The 15,199-nt window shown below is 55.9% G+C and carries 10 protein-coding genes; 5 read left to right on the top strand and 5 right to left on the bottom strand.

Annotation, left to right across the window (positions count from 1 at the left end; translation table 11 throughout):
* Positions 1-106: 106 nt before the first annotated feature.
* Complete coding sequence (locus tag MKJ04_RS04080; RefSeq protein WP_241639609.1) at positions 107-1,105, top strand: GNAT family N-acetyltransferase; 999 nt, start codon at positions 107-109, stop codon at positions 1,103-1,105.
* 140 nt (positions 1,106-1,245) lie between these two features.
* Here the strand turns inward: MKJ04_RS04080 and MKJ04_RS04075 are convergent, their stop codons facing one another.
* Complete coding sequence (locus tag MKJ04_RS04075) at positions 1,246-2,658, bottom strand: lipopolysaccharide biosynthesis protein (protein ID WP_241639608.1); 1,413 nt, start codon at positions 2,656-2,658, stop codon at positions 1,246-1,248.
* A 327-nt stretch (positions 2,659-2,985) separates the two neighbouring features.
* Here MKJ04_RS04075 and ricT point away from each other — a divergent pair, with 327 nt between their 5' ends.
* From ricT to MKJ04_RS04060, 3 genes are all read left to right on the top strand, one after another.
* Complete coding sequence (ricT, locus tag MKJ04_RS04070; RefSeq protein WP_241639607.1) at positions 2,986-4,389, top strand: regulatory iron-sulfur-containing complex subunit RicT; 1,404 nt, start codon at positions 2,986-2,988, stop codon at positions 4,387-4,389.
* Positions 4,382-4,852 carry a gliding motility lipoprotein GldH gene (locus MKJ04_RS04065; RefSeq protein ID WP_241639606.1) on the top strand — a complete coding sequence of 157 codons (471 nt, stop codon included), beginning with the start codon at positions 4,382-4,384 and terminating at the stop codon, positions 4,850-4,852. The genes ricT and MKJ04_RS04065 overlap by 8 nt, the downstream gene beginning before the upstream one ends.
* Positions 4,853-5,051: 199 nt before the next feature.
* Entirely contained in the window at positions 5,052-6,152 is a 1,101-nt protein-coding gene (locus MKJ04_RS04060) for an endonuclease/exonuclease/phosphatase family protein (RefSeq protein ID WP_241639605.1), read from the top strand.
* Positions 6,153-6,207: 55 nt separating this feature from the next.
* Here the strand turns inward: MKJ04_RS04060 and MKJ04_RS04055 are convergent, their stop codons facing one another.
* Entirely contained in the window at positions 6,208-6,399 is a 192-nt protein-coding gene (locus MKJ04_RS04055; protein WP_115565521.1) for a cold-shock protein, read from the bottom strand.
* Positions 6,400-6,829: 430 nt separating this feature from the next.
* Here MKJ04_RS04055 and MKJ04_RS04050 point away from each other — a divergent pair, with 430 nt between their 5' ends.
* Positions 6,830-8,680, top strand: coding sequence for a hypothetical protein (locus tag MKJ04_RS04050; RefSeq protein WP_241639604.1), 1,851 nt, complete (start codon positions 6,830-6,832; stop codon positions 8,678-8,680).
* Between the two features lie 414 nt (positions 8,681-9,094).
* On the opposite strand, the gene MKJ04_RS04045 is transcribed toward MKJ04_RS04050, so the two are convergent.
* From MKJ04_RS04045 to MKJ04_RS04035, 3 genes are all read right to left on the bottom strand, one after another.
* Positions 9,095-9,982 (bottom strand): SDR family oxidoreductase, encoded by an 888-nt coding sequence (locus MKJ04_RS04045; RefSeq protein WP_241639603.1) that lies wholly within the window; start codon positions 9,980-9,982, stop codon positions 9,095-9,097.
* 87 nt (positions 9,983-10,069) lie between these two features.
* Complete coding sequence (locus tag MKJ04_RS04040; RefSeq protein ID WP_241639601.1) at positions 10,070-10,927, bottom strand: hypothetical protein; 858 nt, start codon at positions 10,925-10,927, stop codon at positions 10,070-10,072.
* 68 nt (positions 10,928-10,995) lie between these two features.
* Entirely contained in the window at positions 10,996-14,934 is a 3,939-nt protein-coding gene (locus MKJ04_RS04035; protein ID WP_241639599.1) for an AAA domain-containing protein, read from the bottom strand.
* Between the last annotated feature and the right edge of the window lie 265 nt (positions 14,935-15,199).

The raw sequence follows: 15,199 nt of genomic DNA, 5'->3' as shown, positions 1-15,199 counted from the left end.
CTGTTGGGTAGGCTATAGCCTTCTGGAAAATATCCAAAATATTAATGTGGTTTAAACCTGAGACAACAAAAAATCACCATTTACAGGCTAACCTAAACTAAGTAAAATGATTCGTTACCTTCGCCAACAGCAGGTAGACAAGCAGAAATGGGACAACTGTGTAGCGGCCTCTAACGAGGGCGTGATGTGCATGCTCTCATGGTACCTGGATATTGTCTCGCCAGGCTGGCATGCGCTTGTGGATGAGGAAGGGAGTATATACGCTTCTGTATTGCCCTTAACAGGGACTAACAAACTAGGGTTTTCGCGCCTCGGCTCCCCGCATTTCTGCCAGCAGCTAGGGTTGGCTTCTGTAAACCCGGAAACCAATATTACTCTTTTAGGTCAATTTCTAAAAGAAGTCACCAAGCGGTATCGGTTTATACATAACTATAAGTTCCTTACGGAAAACTCAGCCGCCCTGGAACATCTAACTGCTACGTTCCACCTGAAGCCACGGCATACCCGTTATTTAGCGCTAGACAAGCCATACCCGGAAATTTACAAAGGCTACAACCACGACCGGAAAATGAACTTGAAACGCGCCAGGCGGGCGGGCCTGGTGATGACAGAAAGCGGTGATATAGAGCCGATGCTTGACTTTTTCAAGAAGCATGTTGCCCATAAGGTGGTTGGAGGCGTGGAAGAACCGACTTACCAGATGCTGCGCGACTTGTTTTCGAACATGCTGTCGCGGGGGCTCTGCCGCCTTCTGTATACTTCGAAAGATGGCAAGCTAAATGCAGGCTGTTTATTTGCGAAATACAAAAACAAAATCAGCTATACCTTCAACGCTGCGGATGAAGTGGGGCGAGTTGCCAACGGGCGGACCCTGATGCTGGATGAGATGATCCGGCAACATGCCGCCTCCGCCTACACCCTTGATTTTGAGAGCCCGGCCATAGAGCAGATTGATGCGTTTTATGCGAGCTTCGGTTCAGAAAAGGCGCAATACTATGCGCTTAATTATAACAACTTGCCCCTTCCCATCAGGCTTATCCGGGATCTGAGAATATACGCTTACCGTACCCTCTCCCCAAACAAGGGCATCGCTGAGGAAGCATAACGCACCTCTCCTATTCACCATACCTGACGTAGAAAGGTATAATGGAACGCATTGGCAGGCATTGGATATACAAACTGCCTACAAGGTTTTTAGAGATGCGGTATCCAGACAGCAAGCGCTTGCCAGATCGCCTTGCCCGTTTAGTGCAACTGCTTTTTGAGGTACAAATACGAGGTGCCCGCTACAACGAGAACCGATGTGAGCATTATCTTCCAGGCTACCCCCACATCCGCCAGCAGGTAAACCGCTAGCAACGCCAGCACCGTGAGCGGCAGCCAAAGCCACGGCAGGTAATCAACCTGACTGACTTGCCGATACTCTTTCAGCAGGTATCCGGCGTAGCCCATAAACATCAGCGCGGCAAAGGTGGTGAAAGCGGCCGCCTCGATGCCGAACACGGGCACGAGCAGCAGGTTGAGGATGACGTTGCCCACACCCGCCACGGTAGATATCTTCCACAGCACCGACGTTCGTTCCTGATACACCAACTGGTTGGTAACGGCCAGGTACATGGGCTTGTAGTTATACCCCATCAGGATGATGATGGCCAGTGGGTATGCGGCTTGCAGCGTTTCGTTCCGGATCAGCAGGACGAAAATCTCCTTCATCCAAAGCCCCAGCAAAGAGGTGCCGACAAGATACAGCACCTGCAGCGAGAACGTCAGTTGCCGCGCCTGGGTGGCCGCGTCGGAGGAAGCCGCCTTCGCGTACAGGCCCATGAAGACGGGGGTGGCCGCCTGCACCACGGCACCCGAGGCAGCAGAGAAGTAAAGCCCGAAGCTGGAGGCGATGTTGTAGGAGCCGATGCGCGGCAGCGGCACCCGCAGAAAGTCCATCACCAGGCGGTCAGACGTGTCGAGCAGGAAAAAGGAAAAATAGTGCGGCACCACAGGCAACGATACCCGCAGCGACTGCCGGATGCGGCGCCAGCTGAATCTGAAGATCGGCCACATCCGCTCGCGCAGGTACATCATATACCCCAGCACCAGGAAACTCAGGGCCCCACCCGCGAAGTTAGAATAGAACCACCCCATATACCCCAGGCGCAGGTAGGCAATAAGGTAGATGTTGAGCCCGACCGTCAGAAAACCGACAACGAAGGAGTTGACTGCGATGGGCAGGGGCCGCTGCTGCAGCTGATAGAACAGCCCGCCCAACAACCCCATGCTGTTGAAGAGTATGGCAGGCAGCACGTTAAGCGCAACCAGCAACCACCTGTTCTCTGCCGCCTCCCCAGGTATGGCCCAGTAGAGGATAACGCCGAGCAGCACGCCGTACACCAAAGACCAAAGCAGTATAAAACCGTGCAATTGCCGCCATACCCACCTGTACCTGGTAGGGTACCTGGCAAAGCTGCTCACCATCACCACCGACAGCCCCAGCGACTGCAGGATGCCAAGGGCGCTCACGTACGCCGATATCACCCCAGCCACGCCATAATCCATGGTGGTGAGGTAGCGCGTGATGACGGGCAAGGTCAGTATCCCGGCCAACCGCGGCACTTGCGCCGCCAAACCATATATAGCCGCATGTGAGAGTACTTTCCGAAGCATCGCATAAAATTATACTTTAATTTCCGCCTCGCCTCACATGCAGCTTTTTTTCATGTTTGCCCGTTTAAAATGCGCTGACGCACCACTGCCCCACAGAAACCGTGCGGCGGGTGCCACGAAGCCCCGTTGTTTTGAAGGATGCCGCAGAAAAGCCTAAAAATTTATTATATTTGTTAATTACCTAATTCAGAAAACAAGAATAGCTCAGCTATATAAGGAGATATAAAAGTGGGATGTAGTTCATGTTCTAGTGGCGGATGCAGCACAGGCGTAGGCGGCTGCAAAAGCAACGGCGGGTGCAGCACAGGAGGCTGTAACCGTTTAAATGTGTTTGACTGGCTCAGCGACATGGAATTGCCGACGTCGTTTGAGGAGTTTGATATCATAGAGGTCCGTTTTAAGGGAGGCCGCAAGGACTTTTTCCGGAATGCCAACAGGCTGGACCTGACCACCGGCGATGCCGTGGTGGTAGACGTGCCCAACGGCCACCACATCGGCTTTGTGTCGCTGAAAGGGGAACTGGTGCGCCTGCAGATGCTGAAGAAAAAGGTAGACAACAACGAGGAGATCCGCAGCATCTACCGCATCGCCACCGAGCGCGACATGGAGAAGTTTGAGGAGGTGCGCGACCTGGAAGGGGGCACCATGTACCGTGGCCGCGAAATCATTCAGCAACTGCGCCTGCGCATGAAACTCTCGGATGTAGAGTACCAGGCCGACAAGAGCAAAGCCACTTTCTACTACTCAGCCGATGACCGCGTGGACTTCCGCGACCTGATCAAGAAGCTGGCCGAGGAGTTTAAGGTGCGCATCGAGATGCGCCAGATCAGCCTCCGCCACGAGGCGGGCCGCCTGGGCGGCATTGGCTCGTGCGGCCGCGAGCTCTGCTGCTCTACCTGGCTCACCGACTTCAAGAGCGTTTCCACCACGGCGGCGCGCTATCAGAACCTCTCGCTCAACCCGAGCAAGCTCTCTGGCCAGTGCGGCCGCCTGAAGTGCTGCCTCAACTACGAGCTGGAGACTTATATGACCGCGCTCAAGGACATCCCAACCGTTAACCGCCCCTTGCAGACAAAGCAGGGCGATGCCATGCTGCAGAAGACCGATATCTTTAAGCGGATGATGTGGTTTGGCTACAAAGGCGACAACAACTGGTACCCTGTGCCCGTGGACCGCGTGCAGGAGATTCTGGAGGAGAACGCCAAGGGAGTACAGGTAGAAGCCCTGCTGCTGGAAGTGCCCGACGAGCCGAAGCAAAATGAGTTTGTGGCCCAGGTAGAGGGAAATCTGGAGCGGCTGGACGACAAGTTTAAAGCCCGAAAGAAGAAAAAGAAGAAGAAGCGGCCAACAGGCGAGGCCGCCCCGGAAGAACAGGCCAAGGCACAGGAACCGAGGCAACGCCCAAGAAGAGAGAAGCCACAGGGCACGCCAGAAGCGAATACTGACGCTGCCGCAAGACCGCAACGGCCGCCGCGCAGCCGAAACCGAAACAAAGACGGCCGACCGCCCCGCGAAGGCGGCGACAACCGCGAGAGCAAAGAGAACCGCGCCCCACGGGAGGGCGGAGAGAGACGGCCTCCGAAGGCAGCAAGGGCAGAGAACCCGGAAGGCAAAACCCAGGGGGCAGGCCAGCCGTCAGGAGAAGGGCAGCCGAATAGAAAGTCGCGCTCTCGCAGACCTCCAAGGGGCAAAAAACCGGATCAACCTAAAGAGCCGCGCACGGATGCTTAAAAACGCAGTCTTCTGGATTGTCGGCCTGCTGCTCCTGGCAGGCTGCGACCCTAACCGGGTTTACGAGCAGAACACTGTGCTTCCGGACGGGAACTGGCAGATTGACAACGCACCTCTCTTCAGTTTTGCCATTCAGGACACGGCTGCCGTTTACGATGTTTACTTTAACGTGCGGTATAGCCTGCAGTATGAGTATTACAACCTGTACCTGCGCCATCAACTGACAGGCCCGGACGGCACGCAGCTGTCGGCCTCGCTGCACGAGTTGCTCCTGATGGACCCGAAAACGGGCAAACCACTCGGCAGCGGCTCCAGCGACACCTACGACCAGCAGACGCTCGCCCTGAAAAAGGTTCGGTTCCCGAAGGTGGGCACGTATACCCTAAAGCTGACCCAGTACATGCGCCGCGACCCGTTGCCGCAGGTTTTGGCAGTGGGCGTTCGGGTGGCTAAGGCCCCGTAAATTATACAGCCGACACAAACCATACCGCCCCGCCAAAAGCATGATTGCTTTCGGCGGGGCGGTATGGTTTGTGTCGGCAAATTTATCGTTGAGATGCAGCGTGGATTTGTCTAAATCTGCGATAATTCTCACGCAGACAACAAAACGTCTTTTGCTTTAGTATTCACTAAAACAGAAGCTCGCGCAGCATATACACAGCATGGAAAATACCCTCATTGTTCTTGGTTTTATCTTCACCCTTTTCTCTTTTCTGCCGCTCATCCAAACACCTCTCTGGTGGATACGGGTGATGGATTTCCCGCGTCTGCACGTCGCCATATTCCTTACCGCCATCCTGGTTGCGTATGTCGCTTTGTATGGCGTAACCGGAACGGGAACAATCGCGATGCTTGTGGTGTGGGCGCTGGCGATACTCAACGAGGTGCGTTACATTTTTAACTTCACCCCACTCGCCAAAACAGAGGCCTTGCGCACCATGCAGCAAACGCCCGCCAACGCCTTCACGCTCATGATCTCCAATGTCCGGATGGTGAACACAAAGTATGACAGTTTCGTGGATCTCGTGCTGAAAGAAGACCCGGACATGCTGGTGATGAACGAGCCGAATGAAGCCTGGCACGACAATGTCCGGGAGAAGCTGGACAAGCGCTACCCCTATACCATCGAGAAGCCGCTCGAGAACACGTATGGCATGTTGCTGTGGAGCAAGTTCGCGCTACACGGGAGTGAGATCAGGTACCTTGTGGAGGATGGCATCCCGTCGTTTTATACGGTAGTAGAGTTGCCAAGCGGCAAGAAGTTCGACCTCTTTACCGTGCATCCGCAGCCTCCCCGTTTGCTAAAAAACACGGAGACGCGCGAGGCAGAGCTCCTGCTGGTGGCCAAGCAGGCCAAAGGCACCAAGTACCCAAGCGTAGTGGCAGGCGACCTGAACGATGTTGCCTGGTCCAAGACGACAAAGCTGTTCAAGGAAATCAGCGGAACAATTGACCCCCGCGTAGGCCGTGGTTTTTACAACACCTATAACGCTTTGGTGCCCTTGTTCCGCTATCCCCTCGATCACGTGTTCTATGACCCGCAGTTCAGGCTGGTTGCCCTGCGAAGGCTGGACAAGTTTGGCTCAGACCACTTCCCGATCGCCATCACCCTGAACTATGAGCCCCAGCATGAAAACGCGCAGGAACACCCCGTGGCCGACAGCGAGGACCATGAGGAGGCCAATGAAATGATACAGGAGGGACTTGAGAAAGGCGCAGAGCGCAACGCCGAGAAGCGAAACAATAAAAAACCCGCTCAGTAAACTGAGCGGGTCAAAATAGGTGAATGTTTGCCTTGCGGCACTATATGTCTTTAACCTAGATACGCTCTACGTTAATAGCATTCAATCCTTTTTTGCCATCTTTCACCTCGAAAGATACACGGTCATTCTCGCGAATTTCGTGAATCAGACCAGACTGATGAACGAAGATGTCCTGGTTAGTGTCATCAGCAACAATGAAACCGAAACCTTTAGAAACGTTGAAGAATTTTACTTTACCTGTTTTCATTATAACGAATTAATTAATAATAGAACAAAGGTATGTATAACTTCTGATATTATAATCAGTTTTTTCAAATAAATAACGGTTACACCATCAGCCACTTACCGCTCTCCATCTCCATCTGGCAGCCCGTATCCCCCTCCCAAGCCGCTCGTTAAAGCTGTTCGCGTGGTAGCCTAACAGCGGCTGAAATCCTGCGCGCGAATCGTGGCAGACAACTGCCAGGACATGCCGCTGAACACCCAATCTGAAATAACCATGTGCCGTGCAGTTCGTATAGTTAAATCACTCTGTTACACTAAAAAAACGACTCTGATGACCAGTAATTTTGGTGTAACAAAAGCAGAAAACTGCCACATCTGCGGCCCCTGTGGCGAACCTTTGCGGGGCCTGCAACAAACTTAACTTTTAACAATTATACTAAGGAGATTAAACTATGAAAGACACAGAGAAAAGCCAAGATTCGAACGACATGACCAATTCATCGGGCAATTCGTCCAGCTCTCCGAGCGCATCGTCGTCCGGAAGCAATACCAGCGGGTTCGGCTCTAACCAGAACTCCAGCGGGTTTGGCTCTAATCAGAATAAAGGTACAGGCACAAGTGCTTCCACATCCGGGGCAATGACATCTGCATCTTCCGATAAAACCACAACTACATCTAAAGATACCAGCAACAAGTCTGCCTCTTCAGGTTCCAAAGCTTCTTCCACCAAAGCAAAAGCCGGGACATCTTCAAAAAAAGAAGGCAAAGCCACTGACAGCAAAAGCGCAAAGTCATCCGGCTCTGCCAGCAAATCCACTGGAAGCAGCACTGACAGCAACCGCGGCCAGAACCAGCTTTCTGAGTATGGCAACTATGGCTCTATGAGCAGCGGCTCCGACCAGACATCGCAGTCCGGCACGGACCAGGGAAACTACGGCAACCAGCAGTACAACCAGAACGCCGGCAGCAACCAGGGGTATGGCAACCAGGACAGCGGCTATGGCTCTCAGGGTGGCTATGGCTACGGATCGCAGCATGGCAACTATGGTGGCCAAAGCGGCTACGGCTATCAGGGCGACTATGGCTCTTCACGCAGCCAGGGTAATCAAGGTGGCCAGAGCAGCTGGGGCTCAAACCAAGACGACAACCGATCGCAGGGCGGCTATAACTATGGCAGCCAAGGCGGTATGGAAGGCAATCGCGTGCGGCAGCAAGACCAGGATTTTGGCGCCAGCCGTGGTGGCATGCAGGGCGGCTATCAGAATAGAGAAGGAGACAGACAGGGAGGTATGATTTCAGGCGGAAGGTCTGGCTCGTTTGGCACCCAAGGTGGCTCATCGCAGGGTAGCTACGACAGCGGCTATGGCTCCAGAGGAAGCCAGGGCGGATACGGCTCGCAGGACAGATCGCAGCAAGGTTCTTTTGGCAGCAGCCAGGGAAACTATGGCGCATCAAACAGCGGCAACCAGGACCGTGACTATGGCATGATGAATGACCAAGGCGGTATGGGTCGGCACAACCAGCAGGGCTCTTATGGCCAGGGCGGCTACGGATCGCAAGGCAACTACGGTTCTGCCTCGCAGGATTATGGCAGTCAGGGCAGCTCAAACCGCGGAGGCAGCCAGAGCGACAGAAGCGGATACGGGTCTATGGGCCATGGCTCATCCCGAGGCATGCGCGAGTACGACAGCGATAACCAAGGTTCTTCGAGAGGGTATGATTCTCAGGATTCTATGCAGGGAGGCTACAGCAGCCAGGGCGGCTACGGTGGTTCCAGAGGAGGCTCTTACAACGATGAGTACGGCAACAGCAACCAGTCGTCAGGCCGGTTCGGTGCCCAGGGTGGCGACTATGGCCAGGGTGGCTATGGCTCGTCCAGGTCAGGAGACTACTCCTCGCAGCGAGGCAGCAGCCATAGTTCTGGCTCCGGGTCAGGCTACTCAGACAGAGGCGGCTATGGCGACAGCAACCGAAACCGCGGCATGAGCGGTGGCTATGGCTACGGCTCAGGAAGCTCTAACCAAGGCAGAGACTTCTCTGACAGACGCAACCAAGGCAACTACAGCTCAGGCGGGTATGAGCAAGGAGGACGCGGCGGCGACCAAAGCCGTTACGGCTCCATGGACAGCGGCACTTCGTATTACAGCGACAACCGCGGCTCCAGCTCACGCGAGAACTTCCGTAATCAGCAGCAGGGCCAGGGCCGTCAGGACTCCTCCCATTCAGGCCGTCACGCAGGCGGAGATCAGGGGCAGTTCGAGTCGCGCCGCAGCGACCGTTACAGACACATGGACAGGGATTAGGTTCCTTGCCTGATCAATCACAAAAAAGCCACTCCCGATAAAGGAGTGGCTTTTTTGTGTCAAAATGCGACGACGTAATATTATCAACGTGAACTCGATAATAGCAATACATTATCCTGCTCTCAAATAAGTTTTTCCGTTTTATCAAAGTATAGTCTAGCTAGATCAGGGCAAAATGATTCCCAGTTTTTCCGAGAGGCGCCTTGTAGATTTCCGGTGCCACGTCAGTGGCAGCCGTTAGGCAGGAAATGTACACAGTGCCGAGCGGGAAAACGCGCCCCAGCGGGCGTGGAGCGCAAAGCAAGCTATGTCAACAAGGAGTGTCGAGTTTAAAACAACCGCTTGATTTCCGATTTCACCTTACTTTAAAGGAAAGATTTTGCGTGCCGATCACGTGATTTTTGGTATAATCCTTTACTGTTTTTCACCCTGCATAAAACACTCTTTATAGTCCTCTGCAAACTTGCGGAAGGTATGGGGAGGACGGCCCGTCAGTTTCTGAACGGTGTCTGTGGTGGCGCTGTAGCGGTTCTCTTTGCACATGCGCTGAAGCTCTAACATCGCGTCTGCCATCCACTCCGGCATGTGGTGCTGCACCATGGCGTCTTTTGCGGCGCTCTCCGGAACGTCTACAAACTCCACCTTTTTCCCGGTCACCTCACTGAAGATTTCTGCCACCTCCTGATTGGAGAGCGCCTCCGGCCCGGTGAGGTTATACGCTTTGCCCTCGTGGCCCGGGCCAGTGAGTACCTCTACCGCCACGGCGGCAATATCCCGGACATCGATACAGCTTACTTTTCCGTTGCCTGTAGGCTGATAAAAGCGCCCTTCGCTCTGGATGTTTTCCGTTTCGAAGTTGGCGTAATTCTGCATGAAGGGGCCAGGGCGCAGGAAGGTATAGGGTATTCCGCTTTGCTCGATGTACTCCTCAATTTCACGGTGCCAGCGTCCGAGATGTATGCCCGGCTCCTCCTCGGCACCCAACACAGAGAGTTTCACGATGTGCTTTACCCCGGCATTCTTGGCCTCGTCTACCAGCGTCCTGGCCATCTCAAACTGCTCTGCCGCAAAGGGCGTTATCAGAAACAATTTATCTGCATGGGTAAAGGCCGCATGCAACGACTCAGGGTCTTTAAAGTCCATTTCCACCACCTCCACGCCGGGCAGGCGCTTTAGGTTTTCGCCTTTTATGATGGAGTGCACACCAGCCCGAACGCGGGCATTGTTTGCAAGGGAGAGCTGTATAACTGTTTCTTTACCCACGGTGCCTGTAGCGCCCGTTACCAATATCGTTGTGTGCATAGTTGTCTTCGTTTTTGTTCTCTTTAGATACGGCGCAGAGGTAGTTCCCGTTTATGCTGCGCCACGATAGTGCCGGTATGGCAGGCGCTATTTCTTTTCCAGCGTGATCAGGAAAAGCTTGCCGTTTTCGTTAGTCAGCAGCAGCTGGGTTGCCGAGAGGTAGGTAATCGCTTCCGCCTGCCCTGTTTTGCCTAGCGGCAGGCAGCTTCGCTTGCCTTTGAAGCTAACCTGGCTGTTCTCCATAGCAAACAGGTAAAGGCGGCCATACCCTAGCAGCGCGAACTGATTTCGGGCAGGCGCAAGGGCCGCAGCCGTTACCGGAGAGCCCAGCCTGATCTCTTCTTCCGGCTCCAGCACATGGCTTCCGCCCGTGGCAGGCAGGCTATACCGCCGGGTAACCGCTTTGCGAAGCGCGTGGCTTTTGGTAAAGAGGTAGAGGCTGTCGGTGTGATAAAAAAAACCTTCCAGGTCATAGTGCTGCGCTGGGGGCGGGGGCGGAAAGGCCGATTGGTCGGCGTAGCGGAAGCGGATCGTGTCGGTGACGGCCATACCCTCCGGCGCTATTTTATATACCTGAAGGTTCCGGCGGTTGTTGAAGTTGTTGCCCACATCGCCTATGTATAAGTTCCCGCGTTCATCCTCGGCTATGTCTTCCCAATCCTGGTTGGGCACCGGCAATGGCACCGTCTCCAGCAACTCTCCTTTCAGGTTGATGCGGTATAAGGCGCTTGGCGTGCCGCCGTCCCCGTGCGTCCAGAAGGTGCTGTCGGAGGCGCGGGCTAGGCCGGAGCTCTCGGCAAGGCGGCTTTCGAGGCGGCCGATGCGCTGCACCGTTACTTTATAGTCCTTGCGCAACCGCTCAAAGTCGCTGTTGCGTTTGTCGGCCCCGCACCCGCAGAGCATGGCCTGCAGGTATACATAAACAGTGAATAGCTTGATCAGCATAGAAGGCGATGTGTGTGCGTATGGAGATGGTATGAAATTGCGTTAGTGCTGCTGCCGAAAATGATTCGCTATAGTGCTTTCAGCCTCCGGAGCACCTCTTCGGTATCGGCCCAAAACTGCCGGCTATACACTTTTGTGAAAGGCCAGTGGCGCAGCCGCAGCAACTGCGGCAAGTCGGCGTGCGAGTGCCGCACCGAAAGGTGGCTGTGATAGAGGTCGTCGTCGGTGAGCACCACAGCGGTATACTGCTTGCCCTGCACCTGGGTCAGGTCGGCAAAGGGCACTCTCCGGTGCAGGGTGCTAACCTCCTGCTGCAGCAGTTCCTTCAGCATGGGCACCTGCGCTGCAAAAGGCGTTTGCTTTGGCTTGTACGCAAAATAGCGGCGGCTCACCTGCTGGGCATATTGCAGGTAAGCCTGCAGGAGCTTTGGCCCCCGGTGCAGGGTATGCTCTACCTGCAGCTGCTCTGCCCGGATACTGCTCACGACCAGCACCTGCTGCCGGGCACGGGTTATGGCCACGTTCAGGCGGTTTTCGCCGCCCGCCTGGTTCAGGCTGCCAAACTGCATGGCCAGCCGCCCCTGCGCATCGGGCGCATACCCCACCGACAGGATGATGACTTCCTTTTCGTCGCCCTGTATGTTCTCGATGTTTTTCACGAGCACCGTAGCAGGCAGGTTTATACCCTGCTCCCGGGCTTTCTCCTCCAGCAGGTCCTGCACCAACATTTGCTGCGCATAGTTAAACGTGATGACCCCTATTTCCTCCTGTCCGCCCTCCAGCGCCTGCAACACCAGCTCTACCACCCGCTCCGCCTCTGGCAGGTTGGTGTTGTCCTGCCACAGGCCATGCACTTTCACAAACCGAATAGCCGGTGTGCGGGCATTGGCATCCTCGCGCTCCGGGATTAGCTCCAGTTTGTGGCGGTAGAAATGGCGGTTCGAGAACTCGATCAGCTCGGGGTAGCGGCTGCGGTAGTGCTGCGTGAGCATGGTCTGCGGCAGGTAGAGGCTGCACAACTGCAGCAGCGACTCCGCCGACAGCTCCTCCACTTCCTCCTGGTCAGTTGCGCTCCAGCGGGTACGGTATACATCAGACGGTTTCAGCTGCTGCTCGTCGCCTGCCACCACCACCTGGCGCGCGCGCTGCATCGCTGGCAAGCCCGACTCGGCAAAGCACTGCGAGGCCTCATCAAAGATCACCAGGTCAAAGCACGCCTCCAGCGGCAGCACCGCCGACACCGTTTCAGGGGAGGCCAGCCAGCAGGGCACCAGGTCCAGCATCTCGGTGGAGAAAAGCGAGAACAGCTTCCGGAGGGGGTATAAACTGCGCTTCTTGCTCACCTGCGCCTGCAGCCTGCGGTAGGTCACGGCGTTGCCCAGGCGGTTGTGCTCGAGGTTGCGGTATGTCTGCTCCCGCAACTGCGACAGCACGATCTCCTCGCTGAGCCGCTGCTTTTCCTGCAACAGCTCCTGCAGCTCGGCCTCCAGCCGTTCCAGCTCGCCGTTGGAGGGCATGCGCAGTTCCGGGTGCGTGGCCTCCAGCTCGTTGATCCAGGCCAGGTACAGGCTGTTCAGAAAGAGCTTCTCCCCTTCTTCCGCTGAGCCGCCGCACTCTGCCATCATCAGTTCCGCCACAGCCCGCTCGGGCTTTGTGAGCGCCGCGTACACGGTGTCGTGCGCCACCAGCACCTCAAAGTTTTTTTGCAGCTCCTGCAGCAGTTTTTCCCCATGCTGCTCCCTGGCAATCACGGCTTTTACCTGTGCCTCCGGTAGCCACTTTTGCCATTCGCTGTAGCGGGCAGCAAAGTCGTGTATGCTGAGGCGAAGTGCTTTCAGGTGGGTTTCCAGCGTAACCGTGGGCAGCATTTTCTCGGCCAGCACCTTCTCGCGGTTGAGCTGCCGCAATAATTTCAGCGCCTCAAGCGCCTGCCCCACCGCCTCCAGCTTTTGCAGCACCATTTCCTTCGGATCCGTTACCTGCAGATTGTAATTAGCGCTCTTGTTCAGCAGTTGCAGTTGCTCCTGGGCCTCCTGCCGCAGGGCCAGCCGTTGCTGCAGCTGCGCCACGTTCTCTTCGCTTAACTCCTGCCGGTATAAGGCAAGCGCTTGTTGCAGCAGCCTGCGCTCCTGCGAAAAGAACCAGCCAATGCTTTTAAGCCAATCGGAGCGCTGCTCCCCATACGCGGCAATAGCCTTCCGGAGGGCAGGCTGCTGGATACTGGTCACCATACCGTCCGGTGCGGCCGACGCCAGGTATAGCTTTTGCAGTTTTGCCACCTGCTGTCGCAACTCCTCCGGCTTTGCGTGGCCTAGCAGGAGCGCCCGCACCGTTTCCTGCACCTCGGGCGGCTGCAGCAGTTTTTGCAGGGTGGCAATGTTGTGGAGCGCCACTTTGTATACCGAGAAATTCTCGAGCGTGAACGTGTATCCGCTGAGGCGGCTTATCTCCTGCCGCAGCGCGGCGTACTGTGCTGGCAGCGCCTTGATGGCTTGCTCCAGTTGCTGCCGCTCGGGCCAGCCATACCCCTTCATGCTGTGCCGCTCCTTCCAGATGAAGTTCTCCTGCTGAAACGGGACTGCCTGTTGCAAATAGTGCCGCAGGCGCGGCAGAAACTCGGAGATGGTGGCGGCGGTAAAATGCCTGAAGTCGGTGGGGAGCTGGATGTGCGGTTGCCCGAGGCTGCTGCGCAGGTAGAGTTCCTTGGCAGACCAGCCGCAGCGGCTCGTGTCGAACAGGGCCTGCTTGAAAGAGTCCAGCCTGAGCACGCACCGGTTTATACCTCTGCTCACCTCCAGAAACTGGCGGTCGGTGTAAATGCTGTTGAGCGCGAGGTTCTGCTTTTTGTATTCGTCGATGGCCTCAATCTGACTGAGCAGTTGGGTATAGATACTGCCTTTGTCGGTGTTGATGTCATGCACGAGGCCCGTGAACGCGCCCAGCCCCTTCTGCGAGAGGCGTTGGTATACCACATCCAGGGCGGCGCGCTTCTGGCTCACGACCAGCACCTTTTTGCCCCGCGCCGTGTAGTCCGACACCAGGTTGCAGATCAGCTGCGACTTGCCTGTGCCCGGCGGCCCCTGCACCACCAGCGACTTGCCCTGCTTCACGGCCTGGAGGGCCGCTTCCTGCGAGGCATCCATCGCAAACACCGTAAATGTCTGCTGCGCCTGGTTGATGGCGGGCGAAGGGGCCGCGTGCGCGGAGGCAAACAGCTCCTGCATGTCCTGCAGCCCGTCCCGGGTCAGTAGCTCGTCGTAGTCTGAGAGCAGGTAAGAAGCAGCCTGCGGGTATAGCCCCAGCACCGCTTCCTGCGCCAGGTGCAGCTGCCCGGGCTGGTGCGCCTCCTCAAACTCGGCCTTTTTATACTCCCGGAAAGGGATCAGCTTGTCTGCGAAAAACTCCCGCCCGACAGTAAGCTGCAGTTGGTGTAGTTTCAGGAGCTCATATACCTCGGTCCGGAACTCCAGCGGGTGGTGCGGCAGTGTGCTCAGGTCCAGCTCCGTGAGGGCCTCGGCCAGCGGTGTGCCCATGTAGTGGGCGTAGGCCAACAGAAAGCTTTGGTTGAACTGTGCGGCCTGTGTGGTGTCCGGCACCAGTTCCCATTCCTGCGCCGCATTCACCTGCAGCTGCACCGGGAAGAACAGCAATGGGCTGCGCACGGCAGTGCCGTCCGAGAACCTGCCATGCACAAACGGCCAGCCGATGTATAGCTCACGGGTGCCGCGCTCTTCCAGCACCATCCCGGCCTTGCGCCGGATATAGCGGAGGTGCTTGCTGGTGGGTGCCACGGGGGCATGCCGGCTGTCGGCGTAAGGCGTCAGGCTAATCTTCTTTTTGCCGGACAGAAGCTTGTCGATCACGGAAAAGGCAGGTTCCCCATTCAGGAAATCCAGCGTCTCCACATCCAAATGCATTTCGCGCGACAGGCGCAGCAAGAGCAAAGCCCTGTTGCTGCTGCCTAAGTTTAGTAGCCTGCGCCGATACGTTTTAAGGATGTTTTTCATGTGCCGCTGCCCCGTTAACGGAGATAGGGTAAGGTTAGTCTACGAATAAGCGGCAAATTACTATGATTTAAGTAGAGATGGAAACCTCCTGCTGCAGATATCAGAGGCTATGCAAACTTAGCGCTCTCATCACTAAATTTATACCTGTTCCTGCTATTGTATACCAACGCATAATTTTTTGCTTCTATATATCGACACGCCCTCGACCCGTGAGGCAACTTGTATGCGAATGCGTTAATCAGGTGCAACAAATAAGCAGAGCGCG

Origin of the sequence: Pontibacter sp. E15-1 (assembly GCF_022601975.1) — a bacterium.
Classification (GTDB): Bacteria; Bacteroidota; Bacteroidia; order Cytophagales; family Hymenobacteraceae; genus Pontibacter.
The sequence above is the reverse complement of the archived record's forward strand: the minus strand, read 5'-3'. Positions and strand labels throughout refer to the sequence as shown.

What these genes read in the sequence shown, in the direction of transcription:
- MKJ04_RS04050 (WP_241639604.1), top strand. Translation starts at nt 6,830, where the DNA reads ATGAAAGACACAGAGAAAAGCCAAGATTCGAACGACATGACCAATTCA.
- MKJ04_RS04055 (WP_115565521.1), bottom strand. Translation starts at nt 6,399, where the DNA reads ATGAAAACAGGTAAAGTAAAATTCTTCAACGTTTCTAAAGGTTTCGGT.
- MKJ04_RS04035 (WP_241639599.1), bottom strand. Translation starts at nt 14,934, where the DNA reads ATGAAAAACATCCTTAAAACGTATCGGCGCAGGCTACTAAACTTAGGC.
- MKJ04_RS04060 (WP_241639605.1), top strand. Translation starts at nt 5,052, where the DNA reads ATGGAAAATACCCTCATTGTTCTTGGTTTTATCTTCACCCTTTTCTCT.
- MKJ04_RS04040 (WP_241639601.1), bottom strand. Translation starts at nt 10,927, where the DNA reads ATGCTGATCAAGCTATTCACTGTTTATGTATACCTGCAGGCCATGCTC.
- MKJ04_RS04075 (WP_241639608.1), bottom strand. Translation starts at nt 2,658, where the DNA reads ATGCTTCGGAAAGTACTCTCACATGCGGCTATATATGGTTTGGCGGCG.
- MKJ04_RS04080 (WP_241639609.1), top strand. Translation starts at nt 107, where the DNA reads ATGATTCGTTACCTTCGCCAACAGCAGGTAGACAAGCAGAAATGGGAC.
- MKJ04_RS04065 (WP_241639606.1), top strand. Translation starts at nt 4,382, where the DNA reads ATGCTTAAAAACGCAGTCTTCTGGATTGTCGGCCTGCTGCTCCTGGCA.
- MKJ04_RS04045 (WP_241639603.1), bottom strand. Translation starts at nt 9,982, where the DNA reads ATGCACACAACGATATTGGTAACGGGCGCTACAGGCACCGTGGGTAAA.